The 23,388-nt window shown below is 39.6% G+C and carries 19 protein-coding genes; 8 read left to right on the top strand and 11 right to left on the bottom strand.

Going from position 1 to position 23,388, the window contains the following annotated elements; genetic code table 11:
• On the bottom strand, positions 1–2,596 hold a 2,596-nt coding region (locus tag SVZ03_04990; protein MDY6933565.1), incomplete at its 3' end, for a hypothetical protein.
• A 288-nt stretch (positions 2,597–2,884) separates the two neighbouring features.
• Here SVZ03_04990 and SVZ03_04985 point away from each other — a divergent pair.
• The 4 genes from SVZ03_04985 to SVZ03_04970 all read left to right on the top strand — a co-directional run bounded on the left by SVZ03_04985 (position 2,885) and on the right by SVZ03_04970 (position 8,360).
• A complete protein-coding gene (locus SVZ03_04985) occupies positions 2,885–4,150 on the top strand; it encodes a CaiB/BaiF CoA-transferase family protein (protein MDY6933564.1) in 1,266 nt (421 codons plus the stop codon).
• A 42-nt stretch (positions 4,151–4,192) separates the two neighbouring features.
• A complete protein-coding gene (locus tag SVZ03_04980) occupies positions 4,193–5,407 on the top strand; it encodes a CoA transferase (GenBank protein MDY6933563.1) in 1,215 nt (404 codons plus the stop codon).
• 310 nt (positions 5,408–5,717) lie between these two features.
• Positions 5,718–7,016, top strand: a complete 1,299-nt coding sequence (locus tag SVZ03_04975; protein ID MDY6933562.1) for a CoA transferase — start codon at positions 5,718–5,720, stop codon at positions 7,014–7,016.
• Between the two features lie 120 nt (positions 7,017–7,136).
• Complete coding sequence (locus SVZ03_04970) at positions 7,137–8,360, top strand: CoA transferase (GenBank protein MDY6933561.1); 1,224 nt, start codon at positions 7,137–7,139, stop codon at positions 8,358–8,360.
• 9 nt (positions 8,361–8,369) lie between these two features.
• Here the strand turns inward: SVZ03_04970 and SVZ03_04965 are convergent, their stop codons facing one another.
• Complete coding sequence (locus SVZ03_04965; protein MDY6933560.1) at positions 8,370–9,140, bottom strand: alpha/beta hydrolase; 771 nt, start codon at positions 9,138–9,140, stop codon at positions 8,370–8,372.
• 223 nt (positions 9,141–9,363) lie between these two features.
• Between SVZ03_04965 and SVZ03_04960 the strand changes: the two genes are divergently transcribed.
• Both SVZ03_04960 and SVZ03_04955 read left to right on the top strand, forming a co-directional pair.
• Positions 9,364–9,948, top strand: a complete 585-nt coding sequence (locus tag SVZ03_04960) for a YbhB/YbcL family Raf kinase inhibitor-like protein (GenBank protein ID MDY6933559.1) — start codon at positions 9,364–9,366, stop codon at positions 9,946–9,948.
• A gap of 144 nt (positions 9,949–10,092) precedes the next feature.
• Positions 10,093–11,061, top strand: a complete 969-nt coding sequence (locus tag SVZ03_04955) for an NAD(P)H-dependent oxidoreductase (protein MDY6933558.1) — start codon at positions 10,093–10,095, stop codon at positions 11,059–11,061.
• Positions 11,062–11,162: 101 nt separating this feature from the next.
• Here the strand turns inward: SVZ03_04955 and SVZ03_04950 are convergent, their stop codons facing one another.
• From SVZ03_04950 to SVZ03_04910, 9 genes are all read right to left on the bottom strand, one after another.
• Positions 11,163–12,041, bottom strand: a complete 879-nt coding sequence (locus tag SVZ03_04950; protein MDY6933557.1) for an ARMT1-like domain-containing protein — start codon at positions 12,039–12,041, stop codon at positions 11,163–11,165.
• A gap of 32 nt (positions 12,042–12,073) precedes the next feature.
• Positions 12,074–12,613 carry a bifunctional pyr operon transcriptional regulator/uracil phosphoribosyltransferase PyrR gene (pyrR, locus tag SVZ03_04945; GenBank protein ID MDY6933556.1) on the bottom strand — a complete coding sequence of 180 codons (540 nt, stop codon included), beginning with the start codon at positions 12,611–12,613 and terminating at the stop codon, positions 12,074–12,076.
• 3 nt (positions 12,614–12,616) lie between these two features.
• Positions 12,617–15,940, bottom strand: a complete 3,324-nt coding sequence (gene carB / locus SVZ03_04940; GenBank protein ID MDY6933555.1) for a carbamoyl-phosphate synthase large subunit — start codon at positions 15,938–15,940, stop codon at positions 12,617–12,619.
• Positions 15,941–15,956: 16 nt separating this feature from the next.
• Positions 15,957–16,610 (bottom strand): MlaD family protein, encoded by a 654-nt coding sequence (locus SVZ03_04935; protein MDY6933554.1) that lies wholly within the window; start codon positions 16,608–16,610, stop codon positions 15,957–15,959.
• Positions 16,611–16,724: 114 nt separating this feature from the next.
• A complete protein-coding gene (locus SVZ03_04930) occupies positions 16,725–17,474 on the bottom strand; it encodes an ATP-binding cassette domain-containing protein (protein MDY6933553.1) in 750 nt (249 codons plus the stop codon).
• A complete protein-coding gene (locus SVZ03_04925; GenBank protein ID MDY6933552.1) occupies positions 17,471–18,244 on the bottom strand; it encodes an ABC transporter permease in 774 nt (257 codons plus the stop codon). The genes SVZ03_04930 and SVZ03_04925 overlap by 4 nt, the downstream gene beginning before the upstream one ends.
• A gap of 37 nt (positions 18,245–18,281) precedes the next feature.
• The gene (locus SVZ03_04920; protein ID MDY6933551.1) at positions 18,282–19,943 is read right to left on the bottom strand and encodes a hypothetical protein; all 1,662 of its coding nucleotides are present in this window, start codon (positions 19,941–19,943) and stop codon (positions 18,282–18,284) included.
• 3 nt (positions 19,944–19,946) lie between these two features.
• The gene (locus SVZ03_04915) at positions 19,947–20,114 is read right to left on the bottom strand and encodes a hypothetical protein (GenBank protein MDY6933550.1); all 168 of its coding nucleotides are present in this window, start codon (positions 20,112–20,114) and stop codon (positions 19,947–19,949) included.
• Positions 20,115–20,286: 172 nt separating this feature from the next.
• The gene (locus SVZ03_04910) at positions 20,287–20,667 is read right to left on the bottom strand and encodes a hypothetical protein (protein ID MDY6933549.1); all 381 of its coding nucleotides are present in this window, start codon (positions 20,665–20,667) and stop codon (positions 20,287–20,289) included.
• A 341-nt stretch (positions 20,668–21,008) separates the two neighbouring features.
• On the opposite strand from SVZ03_04910, the gene SVZ03_04905 reads away from it, so the two are divergent.
• Both SVZ03_04905 and ablA read left to right on the top strand, forming a co-directional pair.
• Entirely contained in the window at positions 21,009–22,064 is a 1,056-nt protein-coding gene (locus tag SVZ03_04905; GenBank protein ID MDY6933548.1) for an L-erythro-3,5-diaminohexanoate dehydrogenase, read from the top strand.
• A gap of 46 nt (positions 22,065–22,110) precedes the next feature.
• Positions 22,111–23,370, top strand: a complete 1,260-nt coding sequence (gene ablA / locus SVZ03_04900; GenBank protein ID MDY6933547.1) for a lysine 2,3-aminomutase — start codon at positions 22,111–22,113, stop codon at positions 23,368–23,370.
• Positions 23,371–23,388 lie beyond the last annotated feature (18 nt).

Below are 23,388 nucleotides of genomic sequence, written 5' to 3'. Positions count from 1 at the left end.
CACTAAGAATCGACAGATTGTTAGTGCCTCCATTATGAATGCCTTGACCAAGGCTTCTGTTGCTTATCAATTGGTTTACATTTATAGTATCAGTGCCGCCAGCATGATTGATTGTAAACTGGACATTATTAAACCTGTTTGAAGCCTCAAACCACCATCCATAAACATAGTATGTACCTATTGGCGCTGCATAGGAAACAGTTGCTTCTGGCAGCACCTCATAATATGTAAAATCCAGGGCAGGCGTCTTATTGGTTGTGCCAGGATCGCTAATAAGCTCTCCGCTCTTTATCATAGCGCTGTTTTTTGCACCATGAACATTGTGGCAGGTAATACAGGTTATTGCAGAGTCTAATATACCATCATAATCAGAGTCGCTTGAGCTTGTTGATCCCCTTGCATAATGGTAATAATGGAGATTTCTATGAGAGCCGTCAAGATCCAGAAAGTTGGAATGACTCAGATCACTAGACGAGGTGCCTAACACCTCATATGGATTGTGACATTCAAAACATAGTCCAGCTTCGGTCCAACGGTTGATGCCTACTGACCCTGCAGGTAGTGGCACCTTCATATATCCGCCAAGCCTGTATCCATCTATATAATTTTTAAGCGCTGCCTTATAAGTCCTGTGCTCATGATCTATATGTTTCTTGCTAATATCATGGCAGCGTGTGCACTCAATTTTGTGACCAGTTGAGTAAAATCCATAATCCTTATTATACTCACTGTCGTGACCACCAATAACATTTGGAGCTGAGGAACCCGGATCTCCGCTCATAAATTTTACAGCATCCGCAATTATATATTGACCAGCTTCATCGCTGTCATTGGTTAATACCACAGAGCCTGATGAGCCAGAGACAAAGCTGTAAGTGCCCAGATAGTTCCACTCTCCGCCATTCTGCTCCTGGTTTACCTCAACTGTGGTTGAACCTGTTTCATGATTTATAGTATATTTAGCATTTGTAACCCGATTGCTGTGTGATGTCCACCAGGCATACACAGAATATTCGCCAGAGTCAGGCAGATCGGGAGTCCATGTAACAGTGCGTGTTCCTCCATCCTGTGCCTCTGTATACAGAAAGCCATTTCCGTATTCCTGATAAAAGCCCCACCAATAAGTCCATTGGATTGCTGGATTCCCTTCTGGTGGATCGAATGTTGGCACTCCTTGAGGGTAGCCTTCAGGCGGAGCTAAGTATGGATCAAAATCAGCATCAGGATCGTCAAGTATTATCTCATATAGCGACTGCTGGCTGAATGCAGGAGCATCATCATGACATCCAGCGCACCATTTTCCTTTGCCAGCTTTCAGTTCATTTCCATCATAGACCCCATCTACCCAATTTAATTTTGCGCCGATTGATGCATCATTTACACCATCAAAGGCGCCATCCGGGCTGTGACATGGATCACAGACATGTGTCCCGTCTAAATCCCCGCTATCAACAAATTCAGGATAATAAGCAGCATTATGGCATGTCTCACATTCAAGACCAGGACTTGGACCCCTGCTGCTTGAGATATGGGTCGCATGGGTTCCTGATTTGCCATGGCAGATACCGCAATCGCTCCTCCCTCCATCCGCATGGCATACAAGGCATGTATCGCTATTATCCCTAAATTGTGATATATGCCCAGAAGCTTCCAGGGGGGGCGCCCAGCTATGATGACAGTCTATACAGGATTTATCCACCAGTCCCCCCTTGTGATCAACTCCGTGACAGGAATCGCATATCCCCCTTACTTTCACATACTCAATCCCATGTTGAGGATTTGATGGTGTTCCCCAATTATGATGACAAGATACACAGGAAGCTCCTGTGTTGGCTCCATTAAGGTCTTCCCCATGGCATAATTTACAGTTTTCCGGCCTTGAAATGAATTGAGCGCCGTGAGATTCATCCCATACATTGTGATGGCAGGATTTGCATGTTAAATTCACTAATCCGTCATCCTCATCATCCCCATGACAGGCCTTGCAAGTATTCGGATTATCTGAATATTCATCGCCATGCTCCGATATATCGCTCCATCCGCCATTATGATGACAAGATAGGCATGATCTATCAGCCAGACCGCCATCCAAATCCTGACCATGACATCCTCTGCATGCCTTAGGATTACCAGCAAAGCTTGAGCCATGCTCTGATTCATTACTCCATCCGCCATTATGATGACATGATAGGCATGATCTATCAGCCAGACCCCCATCCAAATCCTGACCGTGACATCCCTTGCAAACCTTGGATTTGTTGGCAAAGGCTGTGCCATGCCCTGATTCATCGTTCCATTCACGATCGTGATGGCATACAAGACAGGAAATCCCCGACTGCCCGCCGTTAAGGTCTTGTCCATGACATGCCTTGCAGTTATCGGAATTAACAGAGAACATCTCGTCATGTTGTGGATTCATGCCTGACCATTCTGGTGAAGAATGGTATTGGTTATCCAACAGTCCATTAGGAAGTGAATTTTTACATCCATATATGAAAATCATGCAGGATATTACAATTATGCATGTTTTTAGCATTTGTAATTGTGAATTGTTTATACCTATTTTTTTCATATTTAATGAAAAAAATCCCATCATCGTCTCCTTCTCTTAATAAATAATAAGTCGTAAATCAGCGAAATCATAAAACGAAAATTTTAATTCCATTTAAATATAATGGAAATATTGGAGGGGATCAAATGAAAGTGAGGATTATCATAAGCATTGTCAAAATCGAAAAAGAGTATATGGTCAAAATAATCCTTAGATTTTGTGATAATAATGATTAGAAAATCTTGACACAAGGATGTATATATTTATTCTTATCCGCAAGATTGTTTTCTTAAAGAAATATTTGAATCTAATATTTAAGGAGGGTTATTGTAAATGTCAATTACCAAGGGTCCATTAAGCGGTATTAGAGTCCTTGATCTTACCCATGCACATGCTGGTCCCTATGGCACTATGCTGTTGGGCTATCTGGGAGCAGAAGTAATAAAGTTAGAACCCCCAACTGGGGAGATGATGAGAATGGGGGAAACTGAGGTATCTTTAAAAAGCAGTTATTATATAATAGCCCTCAATCCCAATAAAAATGGTTTAGTATTAGACTTAAAGGGGAGGTTAGGCAAACAGGCATTCTATGATCTTGTAAAAAAATCTGATGTAGTTTATTCAAACACTCGCGCTGAGGTTCCTAAGAGGCAGGGAACTGATTATGAGACTCTATCGAGAATTAATCGCAGGATTATTCGATGTAACATTTCGGGTTATGGCGAGACCGGTCCTTATATATCCTACCCATCCTATGATATTATAGCAAGTGGACATAGTGGAATCTTGAGTATTTGTGGTGAAGAGGGAAGAAATCCTGTAATTCCAGGCGGTATTGCCTTGGCTGACATGATGGGAGGCATCTTTGCATCAATGTCAATAATAGCTGCTCTTGTCAAGAGGAATAGGGATGGAATGGGCATGAAGATAGAGACCAATCTATTGGATTCATTATTAGTTATGCAGCAGGTGAAGTTTCAAAATTATTTTCTCACAGGGAAGGAGCCTGGCATGCAGGGGAGAAGGCATGCAAGGGACGCTGGATATGGGATTTATGAGACTAAGGATGGTTTTATAACGCTAGCGTCCTCAACTAATCAAGAAAAATTGATGGAATTAATTGGTCTTAATGAATTGATAAATGATCCTCGATATAAGACTTCTGAAGAAAGAAATAAGCATAAAAAAGAATTAGATAACTCCTATGAGGAAGCCTTACGAAAAAAGACTACAGAAGAGTGGATAAAGCTTCTGCGTGATGAAAATGATATTCCCTGTGGCCCTGTGGTCAATTATGATGAGATTATGAAGGACCCACAGGTTAAGCAAAATAGGATGTTTATTGAAATGGAATTAAAGGGAGAGAAATACAATTCCATGAACTCGATATTCAAGTTATGCAATAAATCAAATCAAAGTGTAATTGAAGGAAATCCTGAACCCCCACCTGATGTGGGTGAGCATACAGGGGAGTTACTTAAGAGTATATTGGGTTATTCTGATGAATTGATAAAGGAGATCAAAGCGGAAAATGAAGCGTCTATACCAAGACTAAAGAAACGATTGAAGAGTGTTGAGATTGATGAGGAAGTAAAATGATAATTTGATATTAAGGAAAAAGGATAGGAGGATTATATATAGATGGCGATAACAAGAGGTCCATTAACTGGTATTAGAGTTTTAGATTTAACTGAGAATCATTCAGGTCCATTCGGATCTATGCTTTTGGGAGATCTTGGGGCTGAGATAATAAAAATTGAATCACCCTTAGGTGATTGTTCTAGGCAGGGTGAACCAAGTGTTAGTCTGGATAATCATTTTTTTTTAGCGCTGAATCGTAATAAGGGGAGTATTATCCTAGATATTGAGAGTAAACTAGGGAAAAGGACTTTTCACGATTTAGTTGAGGTGTCTGATGTAATCATTTCAAATTCAGAACCCGCCTTAAACAGGAATAGGGGTTTGGATTTTGATACCCTTGAAAGAATTAATCCCAAAATAATTACCTGTAATATTTCAGGTTATGGGGAGTCTGGCCCCTATGCTGAATATCCACCCTTTGATATTATTGCATGCGGACATAGCGGATTGTTGAGCCTCTCTGGGGAACCAGGCAGGGCGCCCTTGATTCCAGGTGGTATTTCTCTTGGTGAAATGATGGGAGGCATCTTTGCAGTTATGCATATATTATCTGCGCTAATGAATAGAGATAAGGATGGGATGGGTCTAAAGGCAGAGGTAAATCTTTTTGATTCGCTCTTGTTTATGCAGAAGGCAATATTTCAACACTATTTCTCCTCTGGCATGGCTCCCACATTACAGGGGGGGAGGCATATGATGCTGGCAACTTATGGTGTGTTTGAGACAAAGGATGGATATTTAACATTGGGACCCAGTGATGAGAGCAAAATAATTGAGGTTGCTGGACTCGGTTGGATGTTTGAAGATCCTAAACTCGATAGCATGTTTAATAGGGTAATAAATCGCGAAGAATTCAATAAGCATTTTGAAGAAGCCCTGCGGAGTAAGACCACAGAAGAATGGGTAAGGATACTTCGTGATGAAAATGATCTCGCCTCTGGCCCTGTGCTGAATTATGGACAGGTCATTAATGATCCTCAAGTTCAGCATAATAATATGATATGGGATATGCAACTTGAAAGCGGAGAAAAATACAAAACCATAGGTTCAATATTTAAAATGCCCAATGAGATTGAGGGTAGACCCACTCCGCCCTCTGATCTTGGAAGGTATACAGAAGAGGTATTGAGAGATAAATTAGGTTATTCTGATGAACAGATTAGTGAGATAAGGCAGGAAAACGAGGCAGCAAGAAAAAGATTAGTGAATCAATGATAACCTTCTTATCCAGGGGTTACAATCCAAATAAATATTCAAACTCATTTTGATTATATTTGAGATATATAATCTAACAATATTTTTACACATAACTGAAATAGTGTTAGATTTTGATAATAATTATAACTTAGATTGAGTATTAACCATTATTAAAGGGAACCTCTATTAATTAAATTTCTGACAATACCCTTATTCACAAACCCTGTGGAATCAGGTGTTTGCACAGGCTGGCAACAAAATATTTTTAATTAATAGAGGTTCCCTAAATTCAATTCATGTATACTATTTCAGAAAAGGAGTACAATAAATGTCAATTACACAGGGTCCCTTAAAGGGAATTAGGGTTATAGACATGACACATGCACATGCAGGTCCCTTTGGCACTATGCTTTTGGGTGATCTGGGGGCTGAGATAATTAAGCTTGAGCCGCCACCTGGGGAGATGATGAGAATGGGGGAAAAAAAGGTTTCACTTACAAGCTATTATTTTACAGGTCTAAACCGTAATAAAAAGGGCTTGGTATTAGATTTAAAGGGGGAATTGGGCAGAAAGGCCTTTCATGAGCTTGTGAAGAAATCCGACATAGTATATTCAAACCTAAGGGCTGGTGTTCCAACAAGACAGGGTACAGATTTTGAGACTCTGTCAAAGATAAATCCAAGGATTATACGCTGTAATATCTCAGGGTATGGAGAGACAGGGCCTTGTAGAAGTTATCCTTCCTTTGATATTATTGCTTGTGGGCATAGCGGTATTTTAAGCGTATCTGGTGATCCTAAAACGAATACCCCTGTGATACCCGGTGGTATTGCCCTTGCGGATATGATGGGGGGTATATTCGGCACAATGTCAGTATTGGCAGCTCTTTTTAAGCGGAATCGGGATGATAAGGGGGTAAAAATCGAGTTTAATCTCCTTAATGGATTAATGGTGATGCAGCAGGTTCTCTTTCAAAACTATTTTCTCACAGGGAACAATCCACCCCTACAGGGACAGAGGCACAGCACTACAGCTGCCTACGGTATATTTGATACAAAGGATGGTCATATCACTTTAGCCCCAGTAAAGCAGACGGATAAGGAGACCTTGCTCAAACTCATTGGATTGGAAAAACTATTAAATGATCCAAAATTTAAAACGCGCGAAGATATGATAATGAACAGGATCGAGCTCAATGAGCATATAGAGAAGGCCCTACTCAAAAGGAATACGGATGAATGGGTCAAGTTATTCCGTGATGAAAATGATATCCCCTGTGGGCCAGTGCTCAATTATGATCAGATTATTACTGATCCACAGGTGCTGCACAATAAGATGTTTATTGAGATGGAACTACGTGGCGAAAGGTACAAAACCATAGGCACCATATTCAAATTGTCGAATGAATCAGAATTAATCCAAGGAACGCCAGACCCTCCGCCTGATCTTGATGAACATACAGATGAGATATTGCAGAGTCTCTTGGGATATTCTGATGAGACCATAAAGGCGATAAGAGCGGAGAGTGAAGCGGCGATTCCAATATGGAAGGCACGGTCATCCAGGACTGATATGTCTGAACATATTGATGAGCTTAAGCAAAAAATTAAGGAATCTCAAGAATGAGGAAGGAGTATATTCGCTAAAGGTTATAGGCATTGAGTGACATCGATTATTGTAAGTGTATTTTTAGCTATGCTTATGAAAATGTCTATTTAGGATGATAAATTAGGAGGATTTTATAATATGGCAATTACAAAAGGCCCTTTAAGTGGAGTTAGGATTATTGATATGACACAGGCTCATGCAGGTCCCTTTGGCACTATGCTCTTAAGCGATCTTGGGGCTGAGATTATCAAACTGGAATCCCCTACAGGAGATTTAATTAGGTTCGGAGATCCGAAGGTAAATATTTTTAATTACTATGTGCTTTCCCTTAATCGTAATAAGAGGAGTATATCATTAGATCTACAGGGAAAACTTGGCAAACAGGCCTTTTATGATTTAGTTAAAATATCTGATGTTGTTATATCCAACTTTAGGGCAGATGTGCCTAGGAGACAGGGTTCAGACTTTGTCACACTGAAAAAAATAAATCCCCAAATAATTCGTTGTAATATTACGGGATATGGAGAGACTGGACCATACACAAATTATCCAGCATTTGACATCATTGCATGTGGCCACAGTGGAATTTTGAGTATCTCGGGTGATCCAAAGACCAATACCCCGGTTATTCCTGGTGGAATAGCCTTGGCTGATATGATGGGCGGAATTTATGCTGCTATGTCAATAATTGCCAGCCTAATAAACAGGGATAGGGATGGAAAAGGCGTTAAGGCAGATGTTAATCTACTAGATTCGCTTATATTCATGCAGAAGGTTCTTTTCCAAAATTATTTTTTAGGTGGTAACGCTCCAACCCTTCAGGGGGGTAGGCATATTATGCTGCCAACCTATGGTATTTTTGAGACAAAGGATGGATTTATTACCCTTTCTCCCCCAACTGGCAATTTTGAGATGCTTGAGCTTGTTGGTCTGGGTTGGATGAAAGATGATCCGAAGTATAATAATGTTATCAATATATTTATTAATAACAAGGAGTTTACTATACTCTTAGAAGAGGCTCTGCGCAAGAAAACAACTGACGAGTGGCTTAAAATACTGCGAGATGAAAACGATATCCCCTCTGGTCCTGTTCTATATTACTCACAGGTTGTTAATGATCCTCAGGTTATACACAATGATGTAATCAAGGAGATGGAGATCAAGGGTGAAAAATATAAGACAATCGGATCAATATTCAATATTCATGATTCGATTGAGGGAGAGCCGGAAACCGCCCCTGACTTGGGAGAACATACAGAAGATATATTGAAGAACCTCTTGAGTTATTCAGATGATCTAATTAAGGAGATAATGGCAGAGACAGAGGCCGCGATCCCAAGAATGGCAGCTCGAGTTTTATAGAAGTCTAAACTATGATTCCAATCCTTTTATAAATTCACCGATTGCCTGATTTACCTCTTCCGGCTTTTCGAGAGATACAATATGCCCGGCATCCATAATGTGAGTTCGTTGAGCGCCATTAATTCGTTCCTCTAAAAACTTGCCATATTTGGGTGTGGTTAGATTATCATTTTCAGCAGTTATGATTAGGGTAGGCATATTGATCTCGCTCAGCCTCTCCATAACATTAAAGGAATCGCAGGCTCTGAAATCCTTTAATGTAACTCGAGGGTCCTGTTTTGCCATCTCATCCATCATTTGATGAAGTATCTTAGGATCGGCAATATTTGATATTGAGAATTTTCCCATCATTTTTATGAATTCATCAAAATTGTTTTCTATTGTCTCAAAGATTACGGGAAGAACGCGAAGTTTTGCTCCAGTGCTGATGAGAACTGCGGCAGCTATCCTTTCTGAAAAATCTAGGATAGTCTGCAGGGTGATAGCCCCCCCCATGGACAAACCGATAAGGATGGGTTTTGGGACTTTTATTAGATCAATGAATTCAACCACTGATTTAGCATAATCAGTTATCTTACATCTGCCTTGTCCACTGCTTCTCCCATGCCCAGGAAGATCAATAGCTATTGTGTTGGCATTGACCATTAGCGCATCAACCTGGTTAAGCCACATTGTGCTCGATCCGCCAGCACCATGAATAAATATAAGGGTCTGTTTATTCGGGTCAAGCGGCCACTCACTGCTTACAAATGCAAAGTCAGATACCTTTCTTTCCTCCATGCATACACCTTTTCCTTAGTTATATTTTAATAGATGTTATCACTATTATATCTTTATTTTCATTTAAATCGTCAAGTGAAAAAATCATCAAAAGATTAAAGCCTTACTGAATTCAGTACCTTAGGATTTGTAAATAGTACTAAATTCTTGACAAAAACTATAATATATACTTAACTGTTACTTAAATTTTTACATCAAATTAGTATAATTTATGGGAGGTGAAATGAAAAAAACGATTCTATTGGTTGTATTATTAATCATTTTTATTATTGTTATATCCATTTATTATCAAAATTATGTTGGCAGGGATATTATTGAGAACGCTGAATCAACCCTTATTGTTAAAAGTTCTGCTTTCAATAATGGTGGAATGATCCCAAGCAGGTATACATGCGAATCTGAGAATATATCACCTGAAATAAGCTGGGAAAATGCTCCGGAAGGTACTAAGAGTTTTGTTGTTATTGTAACTGATTATGATGCCCCATCGGAAAAATTTCCAATCATAACTTTTGTACATTGGGTTGTATACAATATTCCAGCTAATGTTTTATCATTACCTGAAGGGGTGCCTGTTGAGACAAATCTTGATAACGGATCAATGCAGGGGAATAGATCATTCGGCGGTGTTGGGTACACTGGGCCATGCCCTCCTATGGGCACACATGAATACTCCTTCAAGGTATATGCCTTGGATACTACTCTTAATTTGCTTCCGGAAGATGCCACCAAGAAAAGAGTTCTTGAATTTGCAAAGGGTCATGTTTTAGGTATTGGGGAGTTGATAGGGATATATAAAAAGCAGTAGAATATAGAAGAGTTGAGTTTTTTCACTCTTTTAAATTGATGATTCGATTTGTAAAATAAACTATCACTGAAATATTGTTAAGGTAGTGTTATATATAGTTTTATATTATGGAAGCCTTTAGGTTTGTGAAGGGATAAACATGAGATGTTAGTTCTTGGATTGCAGGGAAGTCCTCGAAAAAGGGGAAATACGAGTCTTCTCTTATCCACATTTATGGATGAGGCCCGAAGGATTGGAGCTCAGACATTGACTATTGATGTGGACAAAAAGAATATTCAACCCTGTAAGGAGTTTCAAATATGTGAAAAAGATGGGTACTGTCCAATTGATGATGATATGGCCAGTGAAATATATTTCTTATTACGTCAGGCTGATCTTATTCTGTTGGCCAGCCCAATATTTTTTTATAGCGTAACTGCTCAAATCAAGGCTTTGATTGACCGGTCGCAGACCTTTTGGGCCAGGAAGTATAGGTTGGGTATTGATGATCCGGGCCGAAAGTGGAGGCGTGGTTTCATGTTTGCATTAGGCGCTACAAAGGGAGAGAACCTTTTTCAGGGTGTTAATCTTACAGCAAAATATTTTTTTGACGCTGTTGGGGCTGATTATCTTGGAAGTCTAACCTACAGGCAGATTGAGAAGAAGGGCGACATTACAAAACATTCATCAGCTCTAAGTGAAGCAAAATCGAAGGCAAATGAATTGGTGATGCCATTAGTTAATAGGAAAAAAGTGATTTTTATATGTAGAGAGAATGCTTGCCGTAGTCAGATGGCTAGTGCCTTTGCACAGCATTATGCTGGTGACAGAATTGATGTGATGAGCGGTGGAAGTGAGCCAGCTGATAGGATAAATGGGGTAATGGAAGAGGTAATGAGAGAAAAAAAGATCGATATGGCCTTCCGAAAGCCAAAGACAATAGAAGAGGCAGTGGGAGATTCCAACCCAGATCTGGCTTTCACCATGGGTTGTGAAGATGCATGTTCGGTTTTTCCTGGAACTAAAATTGAGGACTGGGACTTGCCTGAACCTTCAGGTGAATCCATAGATTTTATGCGAAAAATTAGGGATGATGTTGAAGGGAGGATTTTGAAGTTAATAGAAAAATTATAATGTATGAATACTGCTGGATATCTTCATCCAGTTGATGTTTGAAATTATGTAATTAATCAACAAATAGGATAATGTTCATTCAACAAATGAGCATTGTCTTTTCATTGGATTCTCAGGGACTGAGCTTCGCCGATATTGCAGTTAAGAATTTCAGCAACGAATTGACATTTTACCTTCAAGAAAAAATATAGAGGTGTCTCAACCCTTTTATAGAATCCCAGCGGTTTGTCAAACACTGTTTCAAAGTTGCCCTGACCCTTAAGTATAATCGTATCTGCGCTTTTAAACTCCTTTAAAAACTCTTCTGATGATCTGCTGAGGTCAATCCCAGGCGTATTATCTCCTGTATCAATAACTTGAACCAGCCTATCGAGTCCAATGTATTTTGCATCCTCCATGGTTGAGTCATTTATTATAGGTCGCCCCCTTGTTGCAAAGACAATTTTTTCCTGCGGCAATTGCTCAATAAAAAGCATGTCAAAAACAATCTCTCCAGCGTTATCACCAATAAAAAGAATCTTTTGTGATATTTCAATATCCTTCTTGAATTTTGTCAATAGGTTGTGACTAATCTCTGTGTTCATATTCATTTCTATACCATGTATAATTTCATCTTCATTTATCGACTTCACAGCTCCATAGTCTATTTGATTTCCATTGATAGAGAACTGTATTGCTCTTTTAATTGGATCGAGGCTATTTAGGATATTTTCCCTTGCCGTTGGTATAATGCTTAGGGCCAGGTCATTACTCTTCCTTTTAATAGCACAGTAGGGATCAGCGTTGCGCGTTATCTCTCCTATTCTAGAGTAGATCATTCTTCCAACAATAGGAGGAGGCTGAGTTAGATCAATACGTGAAATGTATTGAAACATCTCCTGTGCATATAAGATTCTTTCCTTTTCCGTAATATCAATTATTTTTAAGACATCAACAACCTGTCTTACCAGGCAATTAATACAATCAAGATTAACGTTCATTAGTTAATTATAGTGCTGAAGAATGGTTTGTTTCAATATTTTTTGGATAGAAGAACAATATCTTCAACCCCATCAGTCTCTCTTAGAACAACTTTTATGTTATCTTTAACCTCTGTATCAATTTTGAATCCGCAATAATCTGGTTGTATTGGTAGTTCCCTATTCCCCCTGTCTATTAATTCGAATAGTTTGATTGCTTTGGGTCGTCCAAAACTTGTTAGTGTCTCTAAGGCTGCCTTTATGGTTCTTCCTGTAAAGATAACATCATCAACCAGAAGGATAGTAAGCTTTGAAATGTTAAATTCAATTTTCGTTTCCTTTATAATTGGCAAGACTCCTCTTGTCGCTAGATCATCGCGATAAAAGGTGATATCCAAAACCCCACTTTTGATAGATTTTTTGGTAAGTTTTTCGATATTACCCTTGATTCTATTTGCTAAATCAACTCCTCTAGTTTGAATGCCTATAATAGCAAATTGGTCAATATCAATGACCTCCTCCATTATCCTTTCAGAATTCTCTCGCATTATTTTTTCTATGTCCATTGCCTCTAATATTACTCTATCTTCCATGATTTATACCACCTCCGCATGATATTCCTGTATCGGTTTTATAGATATTTTTGTTTTGTTCTTTACCTCAAGCAGTCCTTGAATAGCCGCCTTCGCAGCAGCTATGGTTGTAATAATTGGTATATGATATCTTAAGGCTGTCTGCCTAATCGAATAGGCGTCAAACCTGGGTATCTTTCCGGATGGCGTGTTGATGATAAGATCAATCTCTCCACTCCTTACAAGGTCAATAATATTTGGTCTTCCTTCACTGATCTTATACACCCTTTCGCATGGAATTCCGTGTTTTGTTATGAAGGATGCGGTGCCCTCCGTTGCCACGAGTTTAAAGTCGTTTTCATATAGGAGCTTCATCTCTTCCAAAAGGTCCTCCTTCGACTTGCGATTTATACTTAAGAATATTGTTCCTTTAAGGGGTAGGGGACCGCCTGCTGCCATTTCAGCCTTATAATAGGTCTCACCAAAATGTTTTGCTATACCCATCACCTCGCCAGTGGATTTCATCTCTGGCGAAAGTATGGTATCAACTCCCGGAAATTTATTGAAGGGTAGCACCGCCTCTTTGATGCTAATATAAGGAATCCTCTTCGTCTCAGCTAAACCAAAATCTCGTAGCTTGCTTCCGAGCATCACCTTTACTGCAATTTTTGCCAAAGGGATTCCGATAGACTTTGAAACAAAGGGGACTGTTCTCGATGCCCTAGGATTTACTTCTATAATATAGAGATCGTCATTCTTAATTGCGAACTGTATATTCATTAGGCCAATAACATCTAATTCCTTTGCTAAATCCCTTGTAGATTTTTCAATCCTTACAATCATTTCATCAGAAATAGATAGTGGCGGAATGATACATGCAGAGTCACCGGAGTGGATTCCTGCATGCTCAATATGTTCCATTACGGCGCCAATAAAGATATCTTCGCCATCGCATATTGCATCAACATCTATTTCAACAGCTTCTTCAATAAATTTATCCACAAGGATGGGACTTCCCGGTGAAAGTTGAACTGCTGAATCGATATACTCCAACAGGCTCTTCTCATCGTATATTATTGACATAGACCTTCCGCCGAGAACATAGGATGGTCTCACTAATACAGGATAATCGATTACTCCAGCTATCTTAACCGCGTCTTCCTGCGTAAATGCTATTCCATTCTCCGGTTGTAAGAGATTAAGTTTGTTCACAACCTTTGCGAATCTCTCGCGATCCTCTGCTCTATCAATTGAGTCAGGGGTGGTGCCGATAATTTTGACATTATTATCAGTTAACATTTTCGCAAGGCGAAGCGGGGTTTGACCCCCAAATTGCACAATGACTCCATCAGGTTTCTCCTTCTTATAAATGTGCAGAATATCCTCAAGGGTTAGGGGTTCGAAGTACAATCTATCGGATGTGTCATAATCTGTAGATACGGTTTCGGGATTGGAATTCACCATAATGGAATCGATACCCTCTTCTGCCAAGGCAAAAGATGCATGACAACAGCAGTAATCGAACTCAATTCCCTGACCAATCCTATTTGGTCCCCCTCCAATTATCATTATCTTTTTTCTATATGATTCTCTTGACTCATCTTCTTGATCATAAGAAGAATAATAATATGGGGTATAGGCCTCAAACTCACCGCCGCATGTATCCACAAGTTTGTAAACTGGAATTATGTTATTCTTTAATCTAAATTCTCTTATCTCCTCTTCCATAGATTTCAGGGTGTGAAAATATTCCTTATGAAATAATATTCCCTTTTCATATATATTATTTATCATATCCGAGTGAGCCAGATATCCAATCTGTCTGTCGGAATATCCCAACCTCTTCATATTGTGAACTGCCTCAATGGTTAATCCATGGAGGTGGTTGATTTTAACAAATTCCCCCTCCGCCTTCACAAGCTCAAGTATCTGCTCAATAAACCAGGGATCGATGTAAGTAAGTTCACTAATCCTGTCAACACTCACGTTCATCTTCAAGGCCTGTTTAATATAGAATATCTTGTCCTCTTTAGGAGTAATTATCCCCTTTTCCAAAAAGTCTATTTGATATTTTTTCGGCAATCCCTTCAGTGATGCTTCTATTGCCATATTCCCGTCTGAACCGAGTCCATATCTGTCTATTTCAAGGGATCGAAGCGCTTTTTGCAACGCCTCCTTGAATGTTCTACCAATGGCCATAGCCTCGCCAACGGATTTCATCTGCGTACCCAGGGTTGTGTCCGTACCCTGAAATTTTTCAAAGGCCCATCTGGGTACCTTTACAACAACATAATCGATAGTAGGCTCAAAAGAGGCCGGCGTCTCCCTTGTAATATCATTGGATATCTCATCCAGGGTGAGTCCAATGGCCAGCTTGGCAGCTATTTTGGCTATAGGAAATCCGGTTGCCTTTGAAGCAAGGGCAGAAGACCTTGAGACACGCGGATTCATCTCTATTACCATTGCTCTTCCATCAACCGGGTTTACCGCAAACTGGATATTTGATCCCCCAGTATCTACGCCAATTTCCCTTATTATCTTAAGAGACATATCTCGAAGATTTTGATACTCTCTATCCGTAAGGGTCTGTTGAGGCGCAACGGTTATTGAATCTCCTGTATGAATCCCCATGGGATCAAGGTTTTCTATTGAACATATTATAACAACATTGTCCTTCTTGTCCCGCATAACCTCAAGTTCATACTCTTTCCAACCGATAACCGATTCCTCTAGTAACACCTGGTTTATGGGCGATTCATCCAACCCCTTTCTCACAAGCTCAACAAATTCTTCTTTATTATAAACAATATTGCCGCCTGTGCCGCCCAATGTAAAGGCCGGTCTAATAATAATTGGCAGCTTTATCCTCTCCATAACCTTCTCAGCATCCTCAACTGAGGAGGCTAAACCGGAATCAGGCACCTCTATACCAATTTTCTTCATTGAGTTTTTAAAGAGTTCTCGGTTTTCAGCCTTTTCAATTGACTCAATACTCGCTCCAATCAACTCCAGATTATATCTTTTAAAAATGCCCATATTGTGTAGATGCAGGGCAATATTCAGAGCCGTTTGCCCGCCGACTGTTGGCAGAATTGCGTCGGGCTCCTCCTCTTTAATAATCATTTCGACAATCTCAGGTGTAATAGGTTCAATGTATGTCCTATCAGCCAACTCCGGATCGGTCATTATCGTAGCTGGATTGGAGTTAATTAGAACGACCTTATACCCCTCCTCCTTTAATGCTTTGCATGCCTGTGATCCTGAATAATCGAACTCGCATGCCTGTCCTATAATTATTGGTCCGGAGCCAATTATAAGTATCTTCTCTAGGTCATCTCTTCTAGGCATCTATTTATCCATATAATTAAAATGCTGTTAAAGCAGCTCTAATGAAGCTTGTAATCGGAGCCTGCTCTCTCAGGTCTTCTATTGATTCTCGTATCTCGCTAATAAGCCCATCTGTGTTTTCATGAACCTGATTTTCATTAACAAGCTTTCCAAGTGTTCCTTTTCCAGTGTTTATCTTTCTTGTAATCTCCTCTAAATTTTTAACAGTTTTTGAAATATTTGCCCTATTTTCAGTAATAAAATTAGTAACAATACCAAAAATATCTCCAACTGACTCCCCCTGAAGATTTTCCATGCTCTCAACTATTGCATATCTCTTGCCATTATCATATTCAATACCAGGGTAGATGCCCACATACTTTCCTACAAGAGCTGTCTCATTCTTAATCTTAATATTATAGTTCTCATAGAGTTTAAAACTATTAAACATCTTGAGCAATACCCATACACCCCCTTCCCTCAGTTGTATCGCCTCCACTGATCCGGACAATACACCATTTACCTTTACCTTATCACTTTTCCCTAATCCCTCTACATCTGTAAATATTACGCTCATGTTGTAGTATTCATGAGATCGAAATATCCCACCGTTCATAATAATTGTGTAATAACCGAGTATCGCCAATGCTATGAAGAAGAACAATCCTACAGCTATCTCATTCTTTTTCATAATATTCCCTCCTTAATATTCTAACACTTATCCTTATAGAAATAATAAGGGAATCCCAAGCTGTGACATGGGATATCCCAAAGATATCTTTTCATTTCAAAAAAATTATTCCTGTTATCTTGAAATATCTATAGGCCCTTCTAACTTTCCGTCAATGAACTGTCTTACAATAGGATTGGTGCTGTTTTTTATTCCTTCAGGTGTATCACATTGTACTATCTCACCCTTGTAGAGCATAGCTATCCTATCAGCAATATAATAGGCGCTATTCATATCATGAGTTACAACGAGCGATGTGACAGCATAGTCTCTCTGCATCTGCTTAATCAATTCATTGATAAGGCTTGACATAACTGGATCAAGCCCTGATGTGGGTTCATCATAGAGAATAATGTCGGGATTTTTTACTAAAACCCTGGCTAGCGAGGCCCTTTTCCTCATGCCGCCGCTTATGTCAGCGGGCATCTTATCCCTGGCATCATCAAGCTGAAGTATTTTCAATTTTTCATCCACAATCCTATCAATCTCATCCATTGGAAAAGCTCTATGCTCTATTAAAGGCAGGCACACATTATCCCATACTGTCATCCAATTGATTAAGGCTCCGGATTGAAAGACAATCCCCATCCTCTCCCTTAAATTATTTCTGGTTTTTTTGGAGGCACTATTCATTCGGATGTTATCTATCAGCACCTCGCCTGAATCCGGCTCAGTAAGCCCGGAGATATGTCTAAGGGTCACAGTTTTCCCCTCTCCTGATTGACCAATTATTGCGAAGGTCTCTCCATTTTCAATTCGAATGTTTATACCATTAAGCACTTTTTTGTTATTAAAGGATTTATGAACATTCTTGAGTTCAATCATATAATATAACCATAAAATATTGATGTAATAAAATAGCCGATTATTAAGACCATGAGGAATGACACAACCACTGAGGATCTGGTGGCCTTCCCAACTCCAATTGCTCCATTAACAGCCCTCAAGCCTTGGGAGCAGCTTATTCCGGATATAATAATCCCAAACATGAAGGCCTTAAAAAGCCCAACATAAGCGTCCTTAAACTTGAGGGAATCCAGAACATGCGTGTAGTAGATATCAAAGGAAACATGGAGTTGAAATTTGGCGACGACTGCTCCACCCAGAGTCCCAAGCACATTCGTATAAATAGTGGCGAGAGGCAACATGATGGAGAGGGCAACCACCCTGGGCATTATTAAGAACTTAACTGGGCTTATTGTCATCATCTCTAAAGCGTCTATCTCTTCACTAACCTTCATAGTCGCTATCTCTGCAGCCATTGCTGATCCTACTGAGGAGGTAAGAATTATTGCTGTCATAAAGGGGCCCATCTCTCTAGTCATGGATGTGATGATCAGGTCCCCCACAAAGGCCTGCTGCTGGAATCTCATCAACTCTATGCCAGCCTGGAGCGCGAGAATCATTCCAGTGAAAACGGCGACAATAGAGCAGACGAATAGGGTTTTCACTCCAGCGATATACATCTGCTTGAGAATATCCTCCCTCTTGCTTATGATATTTTTTAAATAATAGAGGGTTTCGAATAGAATAAGTATTGTAAATCCAGTAAGATCAAATATCTCTATGATCCTTCTGCCAAGCTTGGAAAAAATGATTATTATTCGATCCAATACACACCTCTAGAGGTAGTCAGAATACTCTCTTGGAATACAAAAGAAAATCCCTTCTCACTTCAAAATCAAGAGCTTTTCTATGAAAAATCTCGATTGTTTTTAATTTATTGAGTAGATCATCCTCCTTTTGGATAATATTTCCTTTCTGATTGCTTCTGTTATGGGATTTATCTAGGGTAGCAGTAGCCTTTAACTCTATCGGTATCCAGAATATTCTAATTGATCTCTTATCAGTCTCATTATAATAACCGAACATTGAAAATAGAAAGGATAATTTTGTCAGCCTTCCATGAGATGTGGCATAGGAGAAGAGAAGGGGTATCTTAATATATAATAAATCCCTGCTCCATCTCTGGAAATATAATCTCCAGAGCAGACCGAATCTCCTCTCCCCAGACTGAAATCCTCTATATTCGAAGATAGTCCAGAAGGGCTGATATAGCCTCTCATATCCCTCAGGGTCGCGCATCGGCAAAAGTGACAGAAAATTAAATGAAAAGTTACCGCGATCATCCTTTTCGTAGTGGAAGATTGGCCATATCTTAAAATATCTCCATGAACTCCCATAGGTGGGGCTTGGCTTTTTTTTATACTCCCTCTTGAAATACCAGATTATAAGCGCATTTATATAATACTCTGAATCATAACTCTTGGTCTTTTTTTTGAGACTGAAGTAAAGCGGAGTGATAAAGAATGTCCTCTTGTTTTGGTAATCATACTTCCCAAAAAAGGGGAAGAATATCCTTTTATTTATATAAGGCTTACTGCAGTCCTGAATCTGAACCAAGGGCCAGGGAAAATTTAGTTCATAATCACCCCTCTTTATATCATAACCCCATGAAAAGAATGGCCAAAGGAGAGTGGAGGAATTACTGAGAGAAGAACGATTCCATCTTTTCCCAAAGAAGGGAACAGCAAAGAATGTCTTTTGCTCATCATCTCTCATGATGACCCTTTGATAGTTAAATAACATTAGTATAGAATGACTTTCGTATTTATCCCTTGTATAATTATGCGAGTAGAAGGGCAAAAAGCGTTTATCATTCCTGGTTGAACTCTTGCCCCTTTGTATAATGGGCCAGAGTAGCCCCCATGATTTATAATCCTTTGAATTATAATTAACGTATAGTGGAATAAGGGATATTAGCAATACTGCTGCATTAGTTAGTGTTGGCGGGAATGAGGGAGGGAAGAAAAAGAATAGCACGAATCCCGGAAAGAGATAGGTTGATATGTTATCCTGACCAAGCTTATCTCTCATTGAGCCGCCAAAAGGCCATATGTGACAGTATTTGTCATTTTTATCCACTGAATCTCCATAAAGCAGAAAAGGAAATACTCCAAAGTCATAATCACTGACACCATTGGGATGGATGTAATCTACTGAGTTTATCAGACCAAAAAGGGATTTCCATTCGTTTTTTTTAACTGTTTTGTTTTTCCAGTAGACTATTGGTATTAGAGACGCTTCGAATACATTTCCCTTTGAGTTCTCTGTGTTACGCATAAAAAAGGGTCGCCAGACTTTTGTCTGATAGTTTTCATTCCTCTCATACTCATAAAGAATCCAGAACCAATCGTATTGGGCTTCCTGGCATAGGGCAATAGTATTGGATGAAAAGTATATTGCGATTGATGCACCGGCGTAGATAGTCCATTTTATCAGGTCTCTAATCATGTGTTAAGAAAAAGATACATCCTTTTTTACCCCCGGTGGGGCTCTTTTATTATCCACACCTATGTTGGAGGGGATTGTCACAATTTTGATAGATTCTTGCGCAGATTTGCAGGAAGCCAGCGCATCTGCACCGAGTTTCAGCAATACTGTGCGGAACCTTCGCAAGGTCACGCCGGGTTTCCACAAGGCAACGCTAAACTTGCGCGTTAATTATCCGGGTTGTTTCTCAGTGTCTATAATTGGCAGATTATCATGCTATCGCCGTATTCCCATTCAACATTACTTACCTTGTCAATGCCATCGTCCTGATCGATATGGGCTATCTGTAAAATGGTCGCTGATATTATATTCTTTTTCGTATATTCTCAATACAATTTGAAAGATTCAATCTGTCCTCAACAGAGATTACATTAAAACTCAGCCCTCCCTTAATGATCTTTTTGCCCTTATCCTCAATAAGAGCTGTCCACACCTTTTTCATCTCGGCAAATAAGACGACATCTGCTATATATAATTTTATCAGCATATCTCCGGGAATTTGCAGTTCTTTTAATCGCTCCGGATCAATCTCTTCAATCCTGTAGCCTAGGCCGCACATGCTAATATCAATCAATATTGCTCTTATTGAACCATTTATGAGTATATCAATATAGTATTCTTCCTTTGAGACTATTTTGTCTAAATAATCAGAAATAGAATATCTTTTTGTTCTTCTCTTATCCATTTTGCGATAAAATTTTTATTATACCAGACTATTTGCTATGGTAATGGCTATTCTATCCGTTGAAGGGGAAAGGCTATTTATCATTTGATTTACTAATAAGATGATATAATATATTATATGTTATAGAAAGAAAACTATTAAAAAGTCAACAACTTATACAATGTATATCGATAAAAGGAGCGTAACTGCTTAGCTCTGGCCTGTTCTGAGTGTAGAATGTTGATATGTTATCTATATGCTTGACTAAAAAATCAAATTGTTCTTGAGCTATCAATTGAGAAGATGGATAATTGATCGATTATACAGAATGATACTTTCTCTTGATACTTTGGTAATCTGATATGAATGAAGAGTATATACCTAATGGAAATCCATTCGGAACGCATCGAGTAATTGAGCCTGTGGGATCGCTACCTCAACCAGCTCAAAGGATTAATAATGACACAAGCGTGTTGTGGGATAATGAAATACTCATTGATGTAGATACGCTGAATATCGATTCAGCAAGCTTTGCGCAGTTGAAGAGCGAGGTTGGGGGTGACATAGCTGGGATTGAGGAAATGATCCTGGATATTGTAAATTCTCGCGGCAAGATGCATAACCCTGTTACAGGATCTGGCGGGATGCTCATGGGTAATGTTGCTAAGGTTGGCAAAAGGTTAAAGGGGAGAGATGATTTAAGTGAGGGTGACAGAATTGCCAGCCTAGTCTCCCTATCCCTTACACCCCTTAAGATTGACACGATACTTGAGATTAAACCTGATACAGATCAGGTGAGAATAAAGGGAAGAGCAATACTATTTGAAAGCGGTATATATTCAAGGCTCGATGGCGATCTTCCTGATCCTCTAGCATTGGCAGTATTGGATGTCGCTGGGGCTCCGGCTCAAACAGGGAGGCTTGTGAAGCCCGGCGATACTGTTGTTATAATTGGGGCAACCGGTAAATCTGGGATTCTATGTTCATATGTGGCCCGGAAGATTGCAGGCTCAACCGGTCGCATTATCGGGATTGGCCATACAGATGAGAGGATTCGCGTCTTAAGCTCCCTTAATTTATGCGATATAATAATTAAGCAGGATGCTCGGGATGCTCTATCCTGTTATGAAGAGATCATGAGAGTAACTGAAGGAGGGCTCGCAGACCTTGTGATTAACTCTGTCAATATTCCGGATACAGAATTATCTTCAATTTTAATCTGCCGACAAGGCGGGAAGGTATACTTTTTCAGCATGGCAACCTCATTTACTAAAGCCGCCCTGGGAGCTGAGGGGGTTGGCAAGGATATTGAGATGATTATAGGGAATGGTTATGCTGAGAATCATGCCAAGACAGCACTTAGTATTTTAACTGAATCAAAGGATATTAGAGATTTGTTTGAATCCATTTACGTTTGAACACACTGCATTTAATAGCATGCAAAAATATACCCGGTAGACAAAGATGAAGAGATTAAAAAAAGTGAACTTCAAAAAGATCCCATTGTATAATGATGTAACAGAGATGGAATGGGATGATTGGAAATGGCAGTTTAAGAATGTTATTCGAGATATACAGACTCTAAAAAAAATTATATCAGTAGATGAAGAGGAAGAGAGGGATTTAGAGAAATGTTTGCAAAATTTTAAATTGGGGATTACACCCTATTATGCCTCGTTAATGGATAGGGAATACAAGAGAAACGTTATCAGGTTGCAGGCTGTACCCAGCGCTGAAGAATTGCCATCCTCTCCAGAAGACATTTACGATCCCCTTGATGAGGATAAAGATTCGCCGGTTTATGGACTTACCCATAGATACCCGGATAGGGTCTTATTCCTCGTTACACATATCTGCTCTATGTACTGTCGCCATTGCACGCGAAGGAGGCTTGTCGATATTGTTGACAAGCATCTCACAAAACAACAGTTGGATGACTGCATAGGTTATATATCTCAGCATAGGGAGATCAGGGATGTGCTTTTATCGGGAGGGGATCCTCTTACACTCAACGATGATAAACTTGAGTATATCCTTCAAAAGCTGCATGAAATAGAGCATATAGATATCATACGCATCGGTAGCAGGGTCCCAGTGGTAATGCCTCAGAGAATCACTGATTCACTGACCAATATGCTTAGGAAGTATCATCCCCTATACTTCAATACTCAATTCAATCATCCTAATGAGATCACCTATGAGTCCAAAGAAGCGTGCGAAAGACTGATTGATGCGGGAATACCTTTAGCGAATCAGACGGTATTACTGAGAGATGTGAATGACTGCCCCTATATAATGAAGAAGCTGATGCAGGATCTTCTAATGATACGTGTCAGACCATACTATATCTATCAATGCGATCTAACACCTGGCATTTCGCATTTCAGATCCTCAATAACGAAGGGGATGGAGATAATTGAAAATCTTCGGGGGCATACAAGTGGATTAGCTGTGCCCACATTTGTGGTTGACGCGCCAGGGGGAGGGGGTAAGATTCCCATTATGCCGAACTATCTTCTCTCTCAGTCAGACAGACGCTTCGCCCTTCGCAATTATGAGGGTGTGATAACAACCTATACGCAACCCGAGAATGTATTTTCAAATTGTGGCAAGTGCCATATCTGTGATGATGAAAGATATAAGCCCCTGGATGGTGTAGCGACATTGCTCTCTGGTGAGAAGCTGTGCTTGGAACCGGAAAGCCTAAAGAGACGAAAGAGATAAAACGAGAGATTTGGTTAG

This window comes from Spirochaetota bacterium, assembly GCA_034190085.1.
Lineage (GTDB): Bacteria > Spirochaetota > UBA4802 > UBA4802 > JAFGDQ01 > JAXHTS01.
Note: the sequence above shows the minus strand (reverse complement) of the source record. Positions and strands in the feature narration are given on the sequence as shown.

Excerpts from the sequence above, each read along its gene's own strand:
- SVZ03_04985 (MDY6933564.1), top strand. The coding sequence starts at position 2,885 with ATGTCAATTACCAAGGGTCCATTAAGCGGTATTAGAGTCCTTGATCTT.
- SVZ03_04910 (MDY6933549.1), bottom strand. The coding sequence starts at position 20,667 with ATGGATAAGAGAAGAACAAAAAGATATTCTATTTCTGATTATTTAGAC.
- SVZ03_04930 (MDY6933553.1), bottom strand. The coding sequence starts at position 17,474 with ATGATTGAACTCAAGAATGTTCATAAATCCTTTAATAACAAAAAAGTG.
- ablA (MDY6933547.1), top strand. The coding sequence starts at position 22,111 with ATGAAGAGATTAAAAAAAGTGAACTTCAAAAAGATCCCATTGTATAAT.
- SVZ03_04975 (MDY6933562.1), top strand. The coding sequence starts at position 5,718 with ATGTCAATTACACAGGGTCCCTTAAAGGGAATTAGGGTTATAGACATG.
- SVZ03_04920 (MDY6933551.1), bottom strand. The coding sequence starts at position 19,943 with ATGATTAGAGACCTGATAAAATGGACTATCTACGCCGGTGCATCAATC.
- SVZ03_04960 (MDY6933559.1), top strand. The coding sequence starts at position 9,364 with ATGAAAAAAACGATTCTATTGGTTGTATTATTAATCATTTTTATTATT.
- SVZ03_04980 (MDY6933563.1), top strand. The coding sequence starts at position 4,193 with ATGGCGATAACAAGAGGTCCATTAACTGGTATTAGAGTTTTAGATTTA.
- SVZ03_04970 (MDY6933561.1), top strand. The coding sequence starts at position 7,137 with ATGGCAATTACAAAAGGCCCTTTAAGTGGAGTTAGGATTATTGATATG.
- SVZ03_04950 (MDY6933557.1), bottom strand. The coding sequence starts at position 12,041 with ATGAACGTTAATCTTGATTGTATTAATTGCCTGGTAAGACAGGTTGTT.
- SVZ03_04955 (MDY6933558.1), top strand. The coding sequence starts at position 10,093 with ATGTTAGTTCTTGGATTGCAGGGAAGTCCTCGAAAAAGGGGAAATACG.
- carB (MDY6933555.1), bottom strand. The coding sequence starts at position 15,940 with ATGCCTAGAAGAGATGACCTAGAGAAGATACTTATAATTGGCTCCGGA.
- SVZ03_04935 (MDY6933554.1), bottom strand. The coding sequence starts at position 16,610 with ATGAAAAAGAATGAGATAGCTGTAGGATTGTTCTTCTTCATAGCATTG.
- SVZ03_04965 (MDY6933560.1), bottom strand. The coding sequence starts at position 9,140 with ATGGAGGAAAGAAAGGTATCTGACTTTGCATTTGTAAGCAGTGAGTGG.
- SVZ03_04905 (MDY6933548.1), top strand. The coding sequence starts at position 21,009 with ATGAATGAAGAGTATATACCTAATGGAAATCCATTCGGAACGCATCGA.
- pyrR (MDY6933556.1), bottom strand. The coding sequence starts at position 12,613 with ATGGAAGATAGAGTAATATTAGAGGCAATGGACATAGAAAAAATAATG.